13 protein-coding genes and 1 riboswitch are annotated in these 14,323 nt (G+C 66.8%); of the genes, 6 read left to right on the top strand and 7 right to left on the bottom strand.

The features are described 5' to 3' along the window. Positions 1 to 90: 90 nt before the first annotated feature. Positions 91 to 1,215, top strand: a complete 1,125-nt coding sequence (locus BVC93_RS03045) for a PrpF domain-containing protein (protein ID WP_083735887.1) — start codon at positions 91 to 93, stop codon at positions 1,213 to 1,215. Positions 1,216 to 1,219: 4 nt separating this feature from the next. Here the strand turns inward: BVC93_RS03045 and BVC93_RS03040 are convergent, their stop codons facing one another. From BVC93_RS03040 to BVC93_RS03025, 4 genes are all read right to left on the bottom strand, one after another. Further along, positions 1,220 to 1,963 carry a class I SAM-dependent methyltransferase gene (locus BVC93_RS03040; RefSeq protein WP_236950224.1) on the bottom strand — a complete coding sequence of 248 codons (744 nt, stop codon included), beginning with the start codon at positions 1,961 to 1,963 and terminating at the stop codon, positions 1,220 to 1,222. After that, a complete protein-coding gene (metX, locus tag BVC93_RS03035) occupies positions 1,960 to 3,081 on the bottom strand; it encodes a homoserine O-acetyltransferase MetX (protein ID WP_083735885.1) in 1,122 nt (373 codons plus the stop codon). The genes BVC93_RS03040 and metX overlap by 4 nt, the downstream gene beginning before the upstream one ends. A gap of 14 nt (positions 3,082 to 3,095) precedes the next feature. Next, the gene (locus tag BVC93_RS03030) at positions 3,096 to 4,472 is read right to left on the bottom strand and encodes a bifunctional o-acetylhomoserine/o-acetylserine sulfhydrylase (protein WP_083735884.1); all 1,377 of its coding nucleotides are present in this window, start codon (positions 4,470 to 4,472) and stop codon (positions 3,096 to 3,098) included. Positions 4,473 to 4,477: 5 nt separating this feature from the next. Further along, positions 4,478 to 4,597: riboswitch (SAM riboswitch) on the bottom strand. Positions 4,598 to 4,701: 104 nt separating this feature from the next. Then, a complete protein-coding gene (locus BVC93_RS03025) occupies positions 4,702 to 5,550 on the bottom strand; it encodes an alpha/beta fold hydrolase (RefSeq protein WP_083735883.1) in 849 nt (282 codons plus the stop codon). A gap of 86 nt (positions 5,551 to 5,636) precedes the next feature. Here BVC93_RS03025 and BVC93_RS03020 point away from each other — a divergent pair, with 86 nt between their 5' ends. The 3 genes from BVC93_RS03020 to yhjD are packed head-to-tail and all read left to right on the top strand — an operon-like array spanning position 5,637 to position 8,614. Next, entirely contained in the window at positions 5,637 to 6,437 is an 801-nt protein-coding gene (locus BVC93_RS03020; RefSeq protein ID WP_083735882.1) for an exodeoxyribonuclease III, read from the top strand. Positions 6,438 to 6,478: 41 nt separating this feature from the next. Continuing rightward, entirely contained in the window at positions 6,479 to 7,519 is a 1,041-nt protein-coding gene (gene trpS, locus BVC93_RS03015) for a tryptophan--tRNA ligase (protein WP_083735881.1), read from the top strand. 18 nt (positions 7,520 to 7,537) lie between these two features. After that, positions 7,538 to 8,614, top strand: a complete 1,077-nt coding sequence (yhjD, locus tag BVC93_RS03010; RefSeq protein WP_236950223.1) for an inner membrane protein YhjD — start codon at positions 7,538 to 7,540, stop codon at positions 8,612 to 8,614. Here yhjD and BVC93_RS03005 read toward each other — a convergent pair. Beyond that, complete coding sequence (locus tag BVC93_RS03005) at positions 8,589 to 9,809, bottom strand: D-alanyl-D-alanine carboxypeptidase family protein (RefSeq protein ID WP_083735880.1); 1,221 nt, start codon at positions 9,807 to 9,809, stop codon at positions 8,589 to 8,591. The two genes, yhjD and BVC93_RS03005, sit on opposite strands and share 26 nt — an antisense overlap. Positions 9,810 to 10,192: 383 nt before the next feature. On the opposite strand from BVC93_RS03005, the gene BVC93_RS03000 reads away from it, so the two are divergent. Next, on the top strand, positions 10,193 to 10,747 hold the full coding sequence (locus BVC93_RS03000) for a MarR family winged helix-turn-helix transcriptional regulator (protein WP_335583109.1): 555 nt from the start codon (positions 10,193 to 10,195) through the stop codon (positions 10,745 to 10,747). 60 nt (positions 10,748 to 10,807) lie between these two features. On the opposite strand, the gene BVC93_RS02995 is transcribed toward BVC93_RS03000, so the two are convergent. Together BVC93_RS02995 and BVC93_RS02990 are read right to left on the bottom strand one after the other, a co-directional pair. Next, on the bottom strand, positions 10,808 to 12,178 hold the full coding sequence (locus tag BVC93_RS02995) for an aspartate aminotransferase family protein (protein WP_083735878.1): 1,371 nt from the start codon (positions 12,176 to 12,178) through the stop codon (positions 10,808 to 10,810). Then, positions 12,175 to 12,621, bottom strand: a complete 447-nt coding sequence (locus tag BVC93_RS02990) for an Lrp/AsnC family transcriptional regulator (protein ID WP_083740754.1) — start codon at positions 12,619 to 12,621, stop codon at positions 12,175 to 12,177. The genes BVC93_RS02995 and BVC93_RS02990 overlap by 4 nt, the downstream gene beginning before the upstream one ends. A gap of 204 nt (positions 12,622 to 12,825) precedes the next feature. Between BVC93_RS02990 and BVC93_RS02985 the strand changes: the two genes are divergently transcribed. After that, positions 12,826 to 14,316 carry a gamma-aminobutyraldehyde dehydrogenase gene (locus tag BVC93_RS02985; RefSeq protein WP_083735877.1) on the top strand — a complete coding sequence of 497 codons (1,491 nt, stop codon included), beginning with the start codon at positions 12,826 to 12,828 and terminating at the stop codon, positions 14,314 to 14,316. The last annotated feature ends 7 nt before the right edge of the window (positions 14,317 to 14,323 follow it).

Here is a 14,323-nt window from a genome sequence, read left to right as displayed (position 1 = left end):
TGAACCCCTCTTCATATTTACGCGATTGTTCTTCATCTTTGCGAGGGCCACCCTGGTATCAGGGACCTGTCGCGTCGGAAAGGCACACCCATGCTCACAGTTCGCGCCACCTGGATGCGGGGAGGCACCAGCAAATGCTGGCTGTTCCACGCGGTGGACATCGACCCTCTGATCGACGCCGCCGGCGGCCTGGACGAGCTGCTGACGTCGGCGTTCGGTTCCGGTGATCCTCGTCAGCTCGACGGCGTGGGCGGCGGCAGCTCCACGACGTCCAAAGCCGCCATCGTCCGTCGCTCCCAGCTTCCCGGGATCGACATCGACTACCTGTTCGCCCAGGTTGCCATCGGCGACCGTCAAGTGGAGTGGGGTAGCAACTGCGGCAACTGCGCCACCGCGATCGGGCTCTACGCCCTGCAGTCCGGACTGGTGGCCGTCGACGACACGGTGACGTCGGTGCGGATGCGTAACCAGAACACCGGCGCGGTGCTGACCGCCGACATCGCCACCCCCGGTGGAAGCATCCCGACCGACGGCGATGCCGCGGTGCCTGGAACCAACGCGCTCGGCGTCCCGGTGGGGCTGACGTTCACCGGCTTGGCGGGCGAACCGGCGCAGCTGCTACCCAGTGGACACGTCGTCGACACGGTGAGTCTGGAGGGTCGGGACTATTCGGCCACGATGGTGACCGCCGGGGCGCCCGCAGCCCTGTTCGACGCCGCTGATCTGGGCCTCACCGGCGCCGAAGGCAATGCGGTTGTCGCCGATCATCTTTCGCTGCTGGTGGCCTTGCGTCAGCAGTCCTCGTTGCGGATGGGTTTGAGCAAACCGGGTGACCCCATCCGGCACGCGATTCCCAAGGTGGGCGTGGTGGGCAGCCCGCGGGACTACCGAACCAGCGCCGGGGAGCAGGTCCGAGCCGACGAGTACGACGTGTCCGTCCGGATGCTGTCGATGATGGCACCGCATCCCGCCATCGGGTTGACCTCCGCGGTGGCAGTGGCCGCCGCGTCCACGGTGGCCGGCGGTGTGGTGGCGCGCAAGAGCACCGCCGCGCCGTCCGGACTTCTGCGGCTGGGCACCCCGGCCGGCGTCCTGCACGTCGAGCGCATCATGAACAACGGTGTGCTGGAGGCGGTCACGCTGCACCGAGCGGCGCGCCGCATCGCGTCGGCCGAGTTGTTCGTCGCCGAGCGGGCCCACGCGCTGGCGGGCTGACGCCTCACTGCGTCAACGTCGCTCGGATCCCCACCGTCACATACGGCAACGCCAGACCGGTGGATGCTGCCAGCGCCGGATGGGTGGCCAGCAGGTCGCGCACCTGATCCAGCGTCTGCGTCCGCACCTCGTCCGGCGAGGTGATGCAGTAGCTACGGGATGCCACCAGGTCGATGAGTGCCTGTGGCGTCAGGTAATTCGTCCACTCGACGTGGTGACGCTCGGTGCCGGTGAACGGGGCGGGCAGGCTCACCTCATGGTTGAACGGGTCGCGCTCGTGGCCGATGATGCGGCCCAGGTCCTTGACCCAGCCCATTCTCTCGTCGCGGGTGTTCCACACCAGACCCAACCGTCCGCCGGGTCGCAGTACGCGGGCGACCTCGGGGATGGCGCGCTCGGGGTCCACCCAGTGCCACGCCTGGGCCACCAGTACGGCGTCAACACTGTTGTCCGCCAACGGGATCTCTTCAGCAGTGCCCAGTAGGGCCGGCGTGTCTGGCAGCGCGGCACTGAGTACCTCGAGCATCTCGGCCAACGGATCGACGGCCACTACGTCGAGGCCCCGTTCCACCAGCCTGGTGGTCAGCTTGCCGGTGCCGGCCCCCAGGTCGAGCACCGTCCGCGCACCCGGCGGCAACAGCCAGTCGATGGCCTCCGGTGGGTAAGACGGACGCCCGCGCTCGTAGGCGGCCGCCGCGGACCCGAAGGACCGCGAGAGCTCGCGCCACGAACTCGACGACCTGCTCACTGCGCGGCCAGTTCCAGCGTCCGTCGCACCAGCTGGCCCACCGCCTCGGTTTCCACCAGGAACCCGTCGTGGCCGTAGATGGAGTCGACCACCTCGAGGCCCTCGCATCCCGGCAGCAGATCGGCGATCTCCTGTTGCAGCCGCAGCGGGTACAGCCGGTCGGAGGTGATACCGCCGACTATGGCGGGCACGGGGCAGGACCGCAGCGCAGCCTCCACACCACCGCGTCCTCTACCGACGTCATGGTTGGACAGCGCGTCACTCAGCGTCACGTAGCTTCCAGCGTCGAAACGCGCCAAAAGCTTCCCGCCCTGATGCTCCAGATAGCTCTGCACCGCATACCGCCCGCCGGCCAGTGGATCCTCGGCGCCCTGGGGGGCGTTGGCGAACCGGTCGTCGAGTTCCTCCTCGCCGCGATAGGTCAGGTGGGCGAAGCGACGGGCGATCTGCAGACCGGCGTCGGGGGTGCGTCCGGTGTCGTGGTAGTCACCGCCCTGCCAGTTCGGATCGGCCTTGATGGCGGCCACCTGGGTGCTCTGGGTGCCGATCTGGTCGGCGGTGGCACGCGCGCCCACCGCCAGGATCAGCGCCGCCCGCACTGAATCGGGTTGGCTGACAGCCCATTCCAGTGCGCGGGCGCCACCCATGGATCCGCCGACCACGGCAGCCACCTCGGTGATTCCCAGGGCGGCCAGTGCGGCCACGTCGGCACGGACCTGGTCGCGCACCGAGATCACCGGAAACCGTGAGCCCCAAGGTTTTCCGTCGCGCGCCAGCGAACTGGGGCCGGTGCTGCCGCGGCAGCCGCCCAGGACGTTGGTGGAGATGGCGCACCAACGATCGGTGTCGATGGGGGCGCCGGGGCCGGCCACGCCGTCCCACCATCCCGGGGTGGGATGCCCGGGGCCGGCCGGGCCGGTGACATGCGAGTCCCCGGTCAGTGCGTGCAGCACCATCACCACGTTGTCGCGCGACGGCGACAATTCGCCCCAGCGCTGGATGGCGATGCTGACATCCTCGAGCACCACGCCGCTCTCCAGCGTCAGCGGACCGATGTCGATGACGCCGACTTCGCCTTCGGCGGGCAGGGTTGCACTCAGCTCAGGAGAGATCGTCACTGGACACTCCTCGCTCAAAACGCCGCCAGGGCATGCGGATCGGAGGCCCCGACCGCGTTCGCCGCGGCGAAGCCCTGCTCGAGGTCGGCCAGGATGTCGTCGATGCCCTCGATCCCCACGGCCAGGCGCACCAAGCCGGGAGTCACACCGGTGGTCAGCTGCTCTTCCGGCGTCAGCTGCGCGTGCGTGGTCGAGGCCGGGTGTATCACCAGTGACCGCACGTCGCCGATGTTGGCCACATGGCTGTGCAAGGTCAGTGCGTCGACAAAAGCCTTGCCGGCCGCCAGCCCGCCGGCCAGCTCGAATGCCAGAACCGCTCCGGTTCCCTTGGGCGCCAACGTCTTTGCTCGCTCGTGCCACGGTGACGACGGCAGGCCGGCGTAGTTGACCGACAACACGTCGTCGCGGGCTTCGAGGAACTCGGCCACCTTCTGGGCATTGGCGACATGGCGCTCGATGCGCAGGCTGAGGGTCTCGAGCCCCTGGGCGATCAGGAACGCGTTGAACGGCGATGCCGCCGAGCCGAGGTCGCGCAGCAACTGCACCCGCGCCTTGAGTGCGAATGCCGGTGCGCCCAGATCGGCGAACACCACGCCGTGGTAGCTGGGATCCGGGGTGGTGAAGCCGGGGTGCCGACCCTGAGTCCAGTCGAAGGTACCGCCGTCGACGATCACGCCGGCGATGGCCGAACCGTGTCCGCCGAGGTACTTGGTGGCCGAGTGCACCACGATGTCGGCACCCTGGCTGATCGGTTGGATCAGGTAGGGGGTGGCGATGGTGTTGTCGACGATCAACGGGACGCCGTGTTCGTGTGCGACAGCCGAGACGCCGGGGGTGTCCAACAGGTCGATCTGCGGGTTGGAGATGGTCTCGCCGAAGAACGCCTTGGTGTTGGGACGCACTGCGGCACGCCAGGAGTCGAGATTGTCCGGGTCGTCGACGAAGGTCACCTCGATACCCAGCTTGGGCAGCGTGTAATGGAAGAGGTTGTAGGTGCCGCCGTAGAGCCGGGGGCTGGACACGATGTGATCACCTGCGGCGGCCAGGTTGAGGATGGCGAAGGTCTCGGCGGCCTGGCCGGAGGCCAGGAACAACGCCGCGACACCCCCTTCGAGGGCGGCGATGCGCTGTTCCACCACATCGGTGGTGGGGTTCATGATCCGGGTGTAGATGTTGCCCGGCTCGGCCAGCCCGAACAGTGCCGCGGCGTGGTCGGTGTCACGGAACGTGTACGACGTGGTCTGGTAGATCGGCAGGGCCCGTGCGTTGGTGGCAGGGTCGGGGCTCTGGCCGGCGTGGATCTGCTTGGTCTCGAACGACCAGTTCAGGGTGGGATCGGTGGGTTCAGTCACGACTGTCGAGCCTCCATCAGTTCTGGGGGCCCGTTCCATTGCCGGACCCGCGCTTGCCGTGTAGCCGCTAGCGGCTACTCAACCTGGTCGTCTCCCGGGGCACCCCACCGCGGTTGGAGGGTTGCCGGCCAGCAAGCCGGGGCTATGTGCTGGCACTCATGACCGTGATGCAGCGTATCGCACCCCTGAGCTCGGGTGCCAGCGGGTAAGCCCGCGACATGCCGGTAGGGCGTCGCAAGGCACTCGGCCGGGTGCCGAAACCAAGGGGTCAGGCGGGCGGTGCTGCTTGCTCCGGTGACCGGTGCGCGTCGACAAAATCGGCGATGAGCTCGGTCACCACGCCGGGCGCCTCGAGCATCGGGATGTGGCCGACGCCGCCCAGCCGGTGCACCACGGAGTGACTGGGCAGGTTGTCGGTGAAGTGCCGGTTGCCCCGTGGGCTGGGGAACACCCGGTCCTTCTCGGCGAGAACGAGCTGTACCGGTGTGCGAATCTCGGCCAGCTCGAGCAGTCCGGGTGCGGTCAGCGTCTTGATCAGCAAGGCGATATAGGCATGACAGTGGGTGGCGTCTTCGACGAGGGCCCGCAGGTCGGGTTCGCTGGGGCCGTCGGCGGGGCCGCTGACAGGCAGTGTTGCCAGCCTGCGAGCAAACGGCAGGTCCAGGATTCTCGGCCCCAGCAGCCGTGCTGCCAGCAACGCCGGGCCGCCGGCGAGGAATTTGAAGATGGTCTCGTACTTGGTGGGAGAGTGCCGCGTCCAGCCACCGGCTGGTGCGATCGCCGTCAGCGTCCGGGCGCGACCCCTGCGCTCCAGCTCGAAGGCGACCCAGCCGCCGAGGGAGTTACCCACCACATGCGCAGTCTCCCAACCCAATTCGTCGAGCTGGCGCTCGACGTGGTCCACCAGCACGGCGGTGTCCATGAACCAGGAATGTACGGCCGGCCCACCGCGATGGCCGGCCATGGTCGGAGCGAACACCTCGAATCCGGCGCGCTCGGCCAGCTGCTCGGCCACGGTGCGCCAGACATTCTGCGAGCACAGGAACGGGTGCAGAAGCAGGACCGGTTCACCCGTCCCCAGATGGATCGGCGCTACGCCGGCGGCAGGGGAGTTCATGTCGACCGACATTAAGGTGATACCGGCGGTACCGCAATACTCCCGGGTTCGGTTTTCGGCAAACAGCTGCGTTAGGGTCGTGCTCCGTGATCGTCAGCACCATCAACGTCAACGGCATCCGGGCCGCGGTCAAGCACCGCTCCGCCGACAACCTGGGGCTGCTGCCCTGGCTGGCCCAGACCAGCGCCGATGTGGTCTGCCTGCAGGAGACCCGCGCCGACGACGAACAGCTGGCCTCCGCACTGGCCCCTGCGCTCGACGACTGCTGGCATCTGGCATCCGCCGAACCCCACCTCAAGGGCCGAAACGGCGTCGCCGTGCTGAGCAGGCACCCGTTCGATGCTGTCCGGGTAGGCGTGGGGATCGACGAGTTCGCCGAGCACGGCCGCTACCTGGAAGTCGATATCGAGAACCTGACCGTGGCCAGTGTGTACGTCCAGACCGGGGAGGCTGAGACGCCACGCCAGCTGGAGAAAGAACGCTTCATGGTGGCGCTGGCCAAGCGGATGTCCGAGTTGAGCACCTCGGGCCGTGACGCGGTGGTGTGCGGTGACTGGAACATCGCGCACACCGAAAACGACATCAAGGCGTGGAAGGCGAACGTCAAGAAGTCCGGCTTCCTGCCCAGCGAGCGGCAGTGGGTGGGGGAGTTGCTTGACGCGGGCTGGGTGGACGTCGTCCGCCACCTGCACCCGGATGTGGCAGGCCCGTACAGCTGGTGGTCCTGGCGTGGCAAGGCCTTCGACAACGACGCGGGCTGGCGCATCGACTACCACCTGGCGAACGCCCAGCTGGCTGCCCGCACCGTCTCCGCCCGGGTGGAACGGCCCGAGGCCTACGCACTGCGCTGGTCCGATCACGCGCCGGTGACGGTCGAATACTCCTGACCTACAACCTCCGGTGACCGGCATGAAATGATCGCCTGATCATGAGCGACTCCACTCCTGCCGTCCAGGATGTTGCCCGCCGCCAGGTCGTGTTCTCCGGCGCGCAACCCACCAGCGATTCCCTGCACCTCGGCAACGCACTCGGCGCGGTCAGACAGTGGGTGGCGCTGCAGGAGGGCTACGACGCCTATTTCTGCGTTGTCGACCTGCATGCCATCACCGTTGCGCAGGATCCCAAGGTGCTACGGCGCCGCACCCTGGTGACCGCGGCGCAGTACCTCGCGTTGGGCATCGATCCGTCGAAGGCGACCGTGTTCGTCCAGAGCCATGTCCCTGCTCACGCCGAATTGGCTTGGGTGCTGGGCTGTTTCACCGGTTTCGGCCAGGCCTCCCGGATGACGCAGTTCAAGGACAAGTCGCAGAAGCAGGGCAGTGACGCCACCACTGTGGGCCTGTTCACCTATCCGGTGTTGATGGCTGCCGACGTGCTGCTCTACAACACCGACCTGGTGCCGGTGGGAGAGGACCAGCGACAGCACCTGGAGCTGGCCCGAGATCTCGCTCAGCGGTTGAACTCCCAGTACAAGAAGCTGTTCGTGGTACCGGAAGCGATGATCCCGAAGACCACCGCCAAAATCCAGGATCTGGCTGACCCGACTGCCAAGATGAGCAAGTCCGCCGCCTCCGACGCGGGACTGATCAGTCTGCTCGATGATCCGGCCAAGACCGCCAAGAAGATTCGTTCGGCAGTCACTGACAGCGAACGCGAGATCCGGTTCGACCGGGACGCCAAAGCGGGAGTGTCCAACCTGCTGACCATCCAGTCCGCGGTCACCGGAACGGACATCGACGCTCTGGTCGCCGGCTACCAGGGTCGCGGCTACGGCGATCTGAAGAAGGACACCGCCGACGCGGTGGTGGAGTTCGTCACACCGATCAAGGCGCGCGTTGATGAGTTACTGGCAGATCAGGCGGAGTTGGAGGCGATTCTGGCCGCCGGTGCGGCAAGAGCCCGTGAAGTGTCTGCAAAGACGTTGCGGCGGGTATATGACCGTCTAGGTTTTCTACCTCAGCAGAGTTGACGTCTTGGGAGGCTGGCAGTGACAGGACCGGCCCGGTCTGAAGTCGACACCGAGGTCGACGAGGCAGCAGGGGACAAGCCGGGGTTTCTCGACCGGTATCGCGCCCGCTGGCATTGGTTCGACCACGTGATGCTGGCCCAAGAGCGTTACACGAACACCAAGGGCGATTTCTACGCCGCCGGCATCACCTACTTCACCATCTTCGCGCTGTTCCCGCTGCTGATGGTGGGTTTTGCGATCGGTGGTTTTGTGCTGGCCAGTCGGCCGGAGCTGATGGCCGACGTCGCGGGCTGGATCCGCACCACCATCTCCGGTGACATGGGCGAGCAACTCGTCGGCCTGATGGACTCGGCCATCGACTCCCGGACCACCGTCGGAGTCATCGGCCTGGCCACCGCGGCGTGGGCCGGGCTGGGATGGATGGCGAATCTGCGTGAGGCCCTGAGCCAGATGTGGGGGCGTTTCCGCGACGAGCCACCTGGCTTCATCCGCACCAAACTGTCGGATCTGCTGGCGCTGGTATCGGCGTTCGTGGCGATCTTGTTGACGTTTGCACTCACCGCGCTGGGCAGCGGTGCGACCATGCGCAGCGTGCTGGAGTTCTTCGGTATCGGGGAAGCGCCAGGGCTCGGAGTGGTGTTGCAGATCGCGTCCCGGCTGATGTCACTGGCGGTGTCCTGGTTGTTGTTCACCTGGATGATCGCCCGGTTGCCCCGGGAGTCGATCAGCTTCCGCAGCAGTATCCGAGCGGGGTTGATCGCCGCTGTCGGCTTCGAGGTCTTCAAGCTGGTGGCATCGATCTACCTGGTGTCGGTGGTGAGCGGACCTGCCGGCGCAACGTTCGGTCCGGTGCTGGGTCTGATGGTCTTCGCCTACATCACCGCACGCCTGGTCCTTTTTTCCACCGCGTGGGCTGCCACGTCGAGAGACAACCTGCGCGAGGACGTCATCCCGCCGCCGGAACCCGCCGTGATCAACACCAGGGTGATGACCCGACCGGGTATCGGCCCCGTGCAGGCCGCGGCTGCCGTGGTGGCGGGAGCCGTTGGTGCGCTCGGGCTTTCGAAGCTCAGGCAGCGCGGGAACGACGATTGACCGCGCGGGCGGCCAGGATCAGTCCGAACACCACGATGGTGCCCACCACTGCGACGCCCACCCGCACCGGCACGGCGTCGGCGGCCGGAACCAAGCTCGCAGCCTGAGCGGCCGCGGTGGCGGCCATCTCGTCGGTGCGGGCGGCCTCCTTGGGCAGCAGCGCCGGGTCCGGATCCACCAGCTCGCCGACCTTGGTGCCCACGGGCAGGCTGAAGCCGTAGTCGAGGAGCCGGGCCGCCTGCTCCCACGGCGCGATCGGCTGTCGGGTGCCCTTCAGCAGTACCGCCACCAGGCGGCGCCCGTCGCGCTCCGCGCCGCCGACAAACGTCTGGCCGGCGTCGTCGGTGTAGCCGGTCTTGCCGCCGAGTGCGCCGGGGTAGTTGTAGAGCAGCTTGACGTCGTTGACCACCTCGTAGGGCGGATTGCCGTCGCGGCCGGGGAAGTCGAAGGACTGGGTTCGCACGATGTCGGTGAAAGTCGGGTTCTGCCAGGCGTACCGGTAGAAGAGGGCCAGGTCGTAAGCCGAGGTGCTCATGCCGGGGCCGTCCAGGCCTGAGGGTGTGGCAGCCCGGGTGTCGCGGCCGCCGAGCTGGCTGGCCAGGGTGTTGAGCTTGCCGAGCGCTGCGTCCCAGCCGCCCAGCTGCATCGCCAGTGCATGGGCGGCATCGTTGCCGGAGTGCATCATCAGCCCGTGCAGCAGGTCGTTGACGGTGTAGAAGCCACCGGGGCCCACACCCACCTTGGTGCCCTCGGCGTTGGCGTCGTCCTGGGTTCCCGGCACCTGCTTGTTGAGGTTGAGTTCCTTGAGCGACGCCAGCGCGGTCAGCACCTTGATGACGCTGGCGGGGCGGTGGCGGCCGTGCGGGTCGCGGGCGGCGATCACGTCACCGGTGTCCATGTCGGCCACGATCCAGGATTCTGCGGAGACATCCTCGGGCACCGGTGGAGTGCCGGGCGCGGCGATGATGCCGCAGCCCCCCAGGGCTTCGCCGCCCACGGGTTTGGCAGGCACGGCCAGTGGTTGCGGGGTGGGGTCACCGGGCTTGGGCACCTCGGAGGCGTCGACGGCCGGCGGGGTGGTGACCCGGTAGGGGCAGGCTTCGGGCTCGGCGTGTGCCATCGCCGGACTGCTCAGCGTCAGCAGCGCCACCGCGAGCGCGGCTGCGTGCCGGAACAGGGGTCGTGTGGTCGCCATCGGGATGGAGATTAAGCGACCCGCGGCGGCATTTCGGTGAGCCGCGCTGTGGCTGATGTGAATGTTGTTGTCTGTGAGGCCTGCGCTGGCAGCAGGGCATGGCGGACGGACAGCTCCGCCACTGGCCCGCGATTCTCGTCCACCAAGCGCGTCGTGGCGTCCCATGTCTGCATCGGACATTCGTCCGGACCTGACGCTAGCAATCTTTCGGCGTTGGCTGTTTACTTGGCTCGAAGCACCATTTTTGATGATGACGGCGGTGCCTCAGCTATCACATGAAACAACGTAGAACCTGGGTCGGAATGCGAACTACCGACCTGACTGTGAGCCTTCTGACGATGTGCAGAGGGACCGCAAACGAAGATCGGGGGACGATCGACGTGGTGGACGGTGTCTGTGCTGATACCTCGCGGGCTGTGGAGCCCGAATTCCAGGGGGGTACGCCGAAGCTCGATGTTCCGCTGTCGGGACTCGATGACGCGGAACACGAGTGCTGGCTGCAGTTCAGTGAATCCGCCGCGCGGATCGGTGACGTCCTGCAGCGGGCTCTGTCGCTCGAGCACAACTTCACTCTGTGCGACGTCATGCTGCTTCAGGCGCTGGCAAAGTCCGACGACGGCTCGGCCAGGATGGGTGATCTCGCCGATGCGCTGGTGCTCATGCCCAGTCGGCTCACCCAGCAAGTCAGCCGTATGGAAGCCCAGGGTTTGGTGATCCGCAGTACCAGCAAGCATGACCGCCGTGGTGTGGTGGCGACCATCACCCATGCCGGACGGATGCGGTTGGCGCCGGCGTTGGTGACCTATGCCCAGATCGTCCGCACGTACTTCCTGGATCCGGTGTCACGCCGACAGATGCTGGCCGTGGGTGACAGCTGCCAACGGATCAGTGCGGGTTTTACGGCGCGGTCACACCGGGCGAAGTCCGTGCTCGTCTGAAGCCACACAGAATCGGCCCCCCTGCCCAGGCCGGGCAGAGGGGCCGAAACGTGGAATGTCCTACATCCGGGCGGATGCCTCGGTCAGGACGTTGCGCAGGATGTCGTAGATGGCGTCGAACTCCTTCTGGCCGCAGATCAGCGGCGGCGCCAGCTGCACCACCGGATCGCCGCGGTCGTCGGCGCGGCAGTACAGCCCGGCCTCCCACAGCGCGGGCGTCAGGAACCCACGCAGCAGACGCTCGCTCTCCTCGTCGTCGAACGTTTCCTTGGTGGTCTTGTCCTTGACCAGTTCGATGCCGTAGAAGTAGCCCTCGCCGCGGACATCGCCGACGATCGGCAGGTCGTAGAGCTGTTCGAGGGTGGCCTTGAACGCCGGGGCGTTCTCTTTCACCCGGTCGTTGAGACCTTCACGCTCGAAGATATCCAGGTTGGCCAGCGCCACCGCCGCCGACACCGGATGGCCGCCGAAGGTGTAGCCGTGTCCGAAGACCGTCTTGCCATCGTTGAACGGCTCGAACAGTCGGTCGCTGGCGACCATCGCCCCGATGGGGGAGTAGCCCGACGTCAGGCCCTTGGCGCAGGTGATGATGTCCGGGGTGTAGCCGAAATCGTTGCACGCGAACATCGAACCGATCCGACCGTAGGCGCAGATCACCTCGTCGGAAACCAGGAGCACGTCGTACTCGTCGCAGATCTCGCGGACCCGCTCGAAGTATCCCGGCGGCGGCGGGAAGCAGCCGCCGGCGTTCTGCACGGGCTCCAGGAACACCGCGGCCACGGTGTCGGGCCCCTCGAACTCGATGGCCTCGGCGATGCGGTCGGCGCAGTACTGGCCGAACGCCTTCTCGTCGTGGGCGAATTGTGCTGGCGCACGGTAGAAGTTGGTGTTCGGTGCGCGGAACCCGCCCGGGGTCAGCGGCTCGAACGGCGCTTTGAACGCCGGGATGCCGGTGATGGCCAGCGCGCCCTGCGGTGTGCCGTGGTAGGCGATGGCTCGCGAGACCACCTTGTGTTTGCCCGGTTTTCCGGTGAGCTTGTAGTACTGCTTGGCCAGCTTCCACGCGCTCTCGACGGCTTCGCCGCCGCCGGTGGTGAAGAACACCCTGTTCAGGTCGCCGGGCGCGTACCCGGCCACGCGCTCAGCCAGTTCGATGGCACTGGGTGTGGCGTACGACCACAGTGGGAAGAACGCCAACTGCTCGGCCTGCTTGGCGGCGGCCTCGGCGAGTTCCTTGCGGCCGTGGCCCACCTGCACCACGAAAAGTCCGGACAGCCCGTCGATGTAGCTCTTGCCGTTGCTGTCCCAGATGGTGACACCCTCACCTCGGGTGATGATCGGCGGAGTGATGCCCGCGCCGTGTCGGGAGAAGTGACCCCAGAGATGGCGGTCAGCCTTGGCGGACAGATCCTGTCCTGTGTCGATAGTCATCGCGTACCCCAATTATATTGCTGTTTAACCAATTTCAGATAGACCAACGTCTCGGTTGATATCACCCCTGGGACAGCGCGGATTTGAGTGTTGAGCAGGTCCAGCAGGTCGTCGTCGTCCTCGCAGACCACCTCGACGATGGCGTCGAAGGACCCCGCGGTGAGCACCACGTAGTCGACGGAATCGATCTTGGCCAGTTGATCGGCCACCTTGAGAGTGTCGCCGGTGCACCGGATGCCGATCATGGCCTGGCGGGCGAACCCGAGTTGCATGGGATCGGTGACCGCCACGATCTGCATCACTCCGGCATCAACCAGGCGCTGCACCCGTTGCCGCACGGCCGCCTCGGACAGGCCGACAGCCTTGCCGATCCCGGCATAGGATCGACGACCATCCTGCTGAAGATTCTCGATGATGGCCTTGGAAAGCTCGTCAAGCTGCATCGCAGGCACCGATGACCCCTGCGACCCCGCGCGAAACTGCCCGGAGCCGGCTCCTCCCGATTCGCGCATACCCCTGATTGTGCACGGAATCAGTTGCTGCAGGCAACTAATACAATCAATATCCTCAGTCTGATCCGCCCGTGTCGATTGAATGCGTACAATTACCGCTGGTCTGGGTACTGCTGTTCGGTTACCGTTGCAGCCATGACTGCTCTTTCTGCGGCCGTGGCCTCCAGCTGGATCGACGGCGCTGCTGTGCAGACCGCCGGCCCCGTGCACGCCGTGATCAACCCGGCCAACGGCAACACCGTCGCGGAGCTGGCACTGGCCACTCCCGCCGACGTCGATGCCGCGGTGGCCTCGGCGCGCAGGGCGTTCAGGGGCTGGTCGGCGGCCACCCCGGCGGAGCGCTCGGCGGTGCTGGCCAAGCTCGCCGAACTCATGGAGGCCAACTCTGCGGTGTTCATCGCCGAGGAGGTCAGCCAGACCGGTAAACCGGTCCGGTTGGCCACCGAGTTCGACGTGCCGGGCAGCATCGACAACGTCGCCTTCTTCGCCGGTGCCGCCCGCCATCTCGAGGGCAAGGCCACCGCCGAGTACTCCGGCGACCACACCTCGAGCATCCGTCGCGAAGCGGTCGGGGTGGTCGCCACCATCACGCCGTGGAACTACCCGCTGCAGATGGCGGTGTGGAAGGTGATCCCGGCGCTGGCCGCGGGCTGCGCCGTGGTGATCAAGCCCGCCGAGCTGACACCGCTGACCACACTGACCCTGGCCAGGATCGCCACCGAGGCGGGACTGCCCGACGGTGTCCTCAATGTCGTCACCGGCGCCGGCCATGATGTCGGAACCGCGCTGGCGGGCCACCCGGGTGTCGACGTGGTGACCTTCACCGGATCGACGCCGGTGGGTCGCAAGGTGATGGCCGCCGCGGCGGTGCACGGTCACCGCACGCAGCTCGAACTCGGAGGTAAGGCGCCGTTCGTGGTGTTCGACGACGCCGACCTCGACGCCGCCATCCAGGGTGCCGTTGCTGCGTCACTGATCAACACCGGCCAGGACTGCACTGCGGCCACCCGCGCCATCGTGGCGCGCGACCTCTACGACGACTTCGTGGTGGGTGTCGGCGAGGTGATGAGCAAGATCGTCGTCGGCGACCCGGCTGATCCGGACACCGACCTGGGCCCGCTGATCTCCTTCGCCCATCGCGCGAAGGTCGCCGGCATGGTCGAGCGTGCACCGGGCCAGGGCGGGCGAATCGTGACAGGTGGTGTGGCGCCGGATCTTCCGGGCGCCTTCTACCGCCCGACGCTGGTCGCCGACGTCGCCGAGGATTCCGAGATCTACCGCGACGAGATCTTCGGACCGGTACTCACCGTGCGCGCGTTCACCGATGACGACGACGCTCTGCGCCAGGCCAACGACACCGAGTACGGTCTGGCGGCTTCGGCGTGGACCCGGGACGTCTATCGCGCGCAGCGCGCGTCACGGGAGATCAGCGCAGGCTGCGTGTGGATCAACGACCACATCCCGATCATCAGCGAGATGCCGCACGGTGGTGTCGGCGCCTCCGGGTTCGGCAAGGACATGAGCGACTACTCCTTCGAGGAGTACCTCACCATCAAGCACGTGATGAGCGATATCACCGCGGTGGCCGAGAAGGGCTGGCACCGCACCATTTTCACCAAGCGCTGACCTCTGT

It is taken from the genome of Mycobacterium sp. MS1601 (assembly GCF_001984215.1).
In the GTDB taxonomy this organism is placed as follows: Bacteria; Actinomycetota; Actinomycetes; order Mycobacteriales; family Mycobacteriaceae; genus Mycobacterium.
Note: the sequence above shows the minus strand (reverse complement) of the source record. Positions and strands in the feature narration are given on the sequence as shown.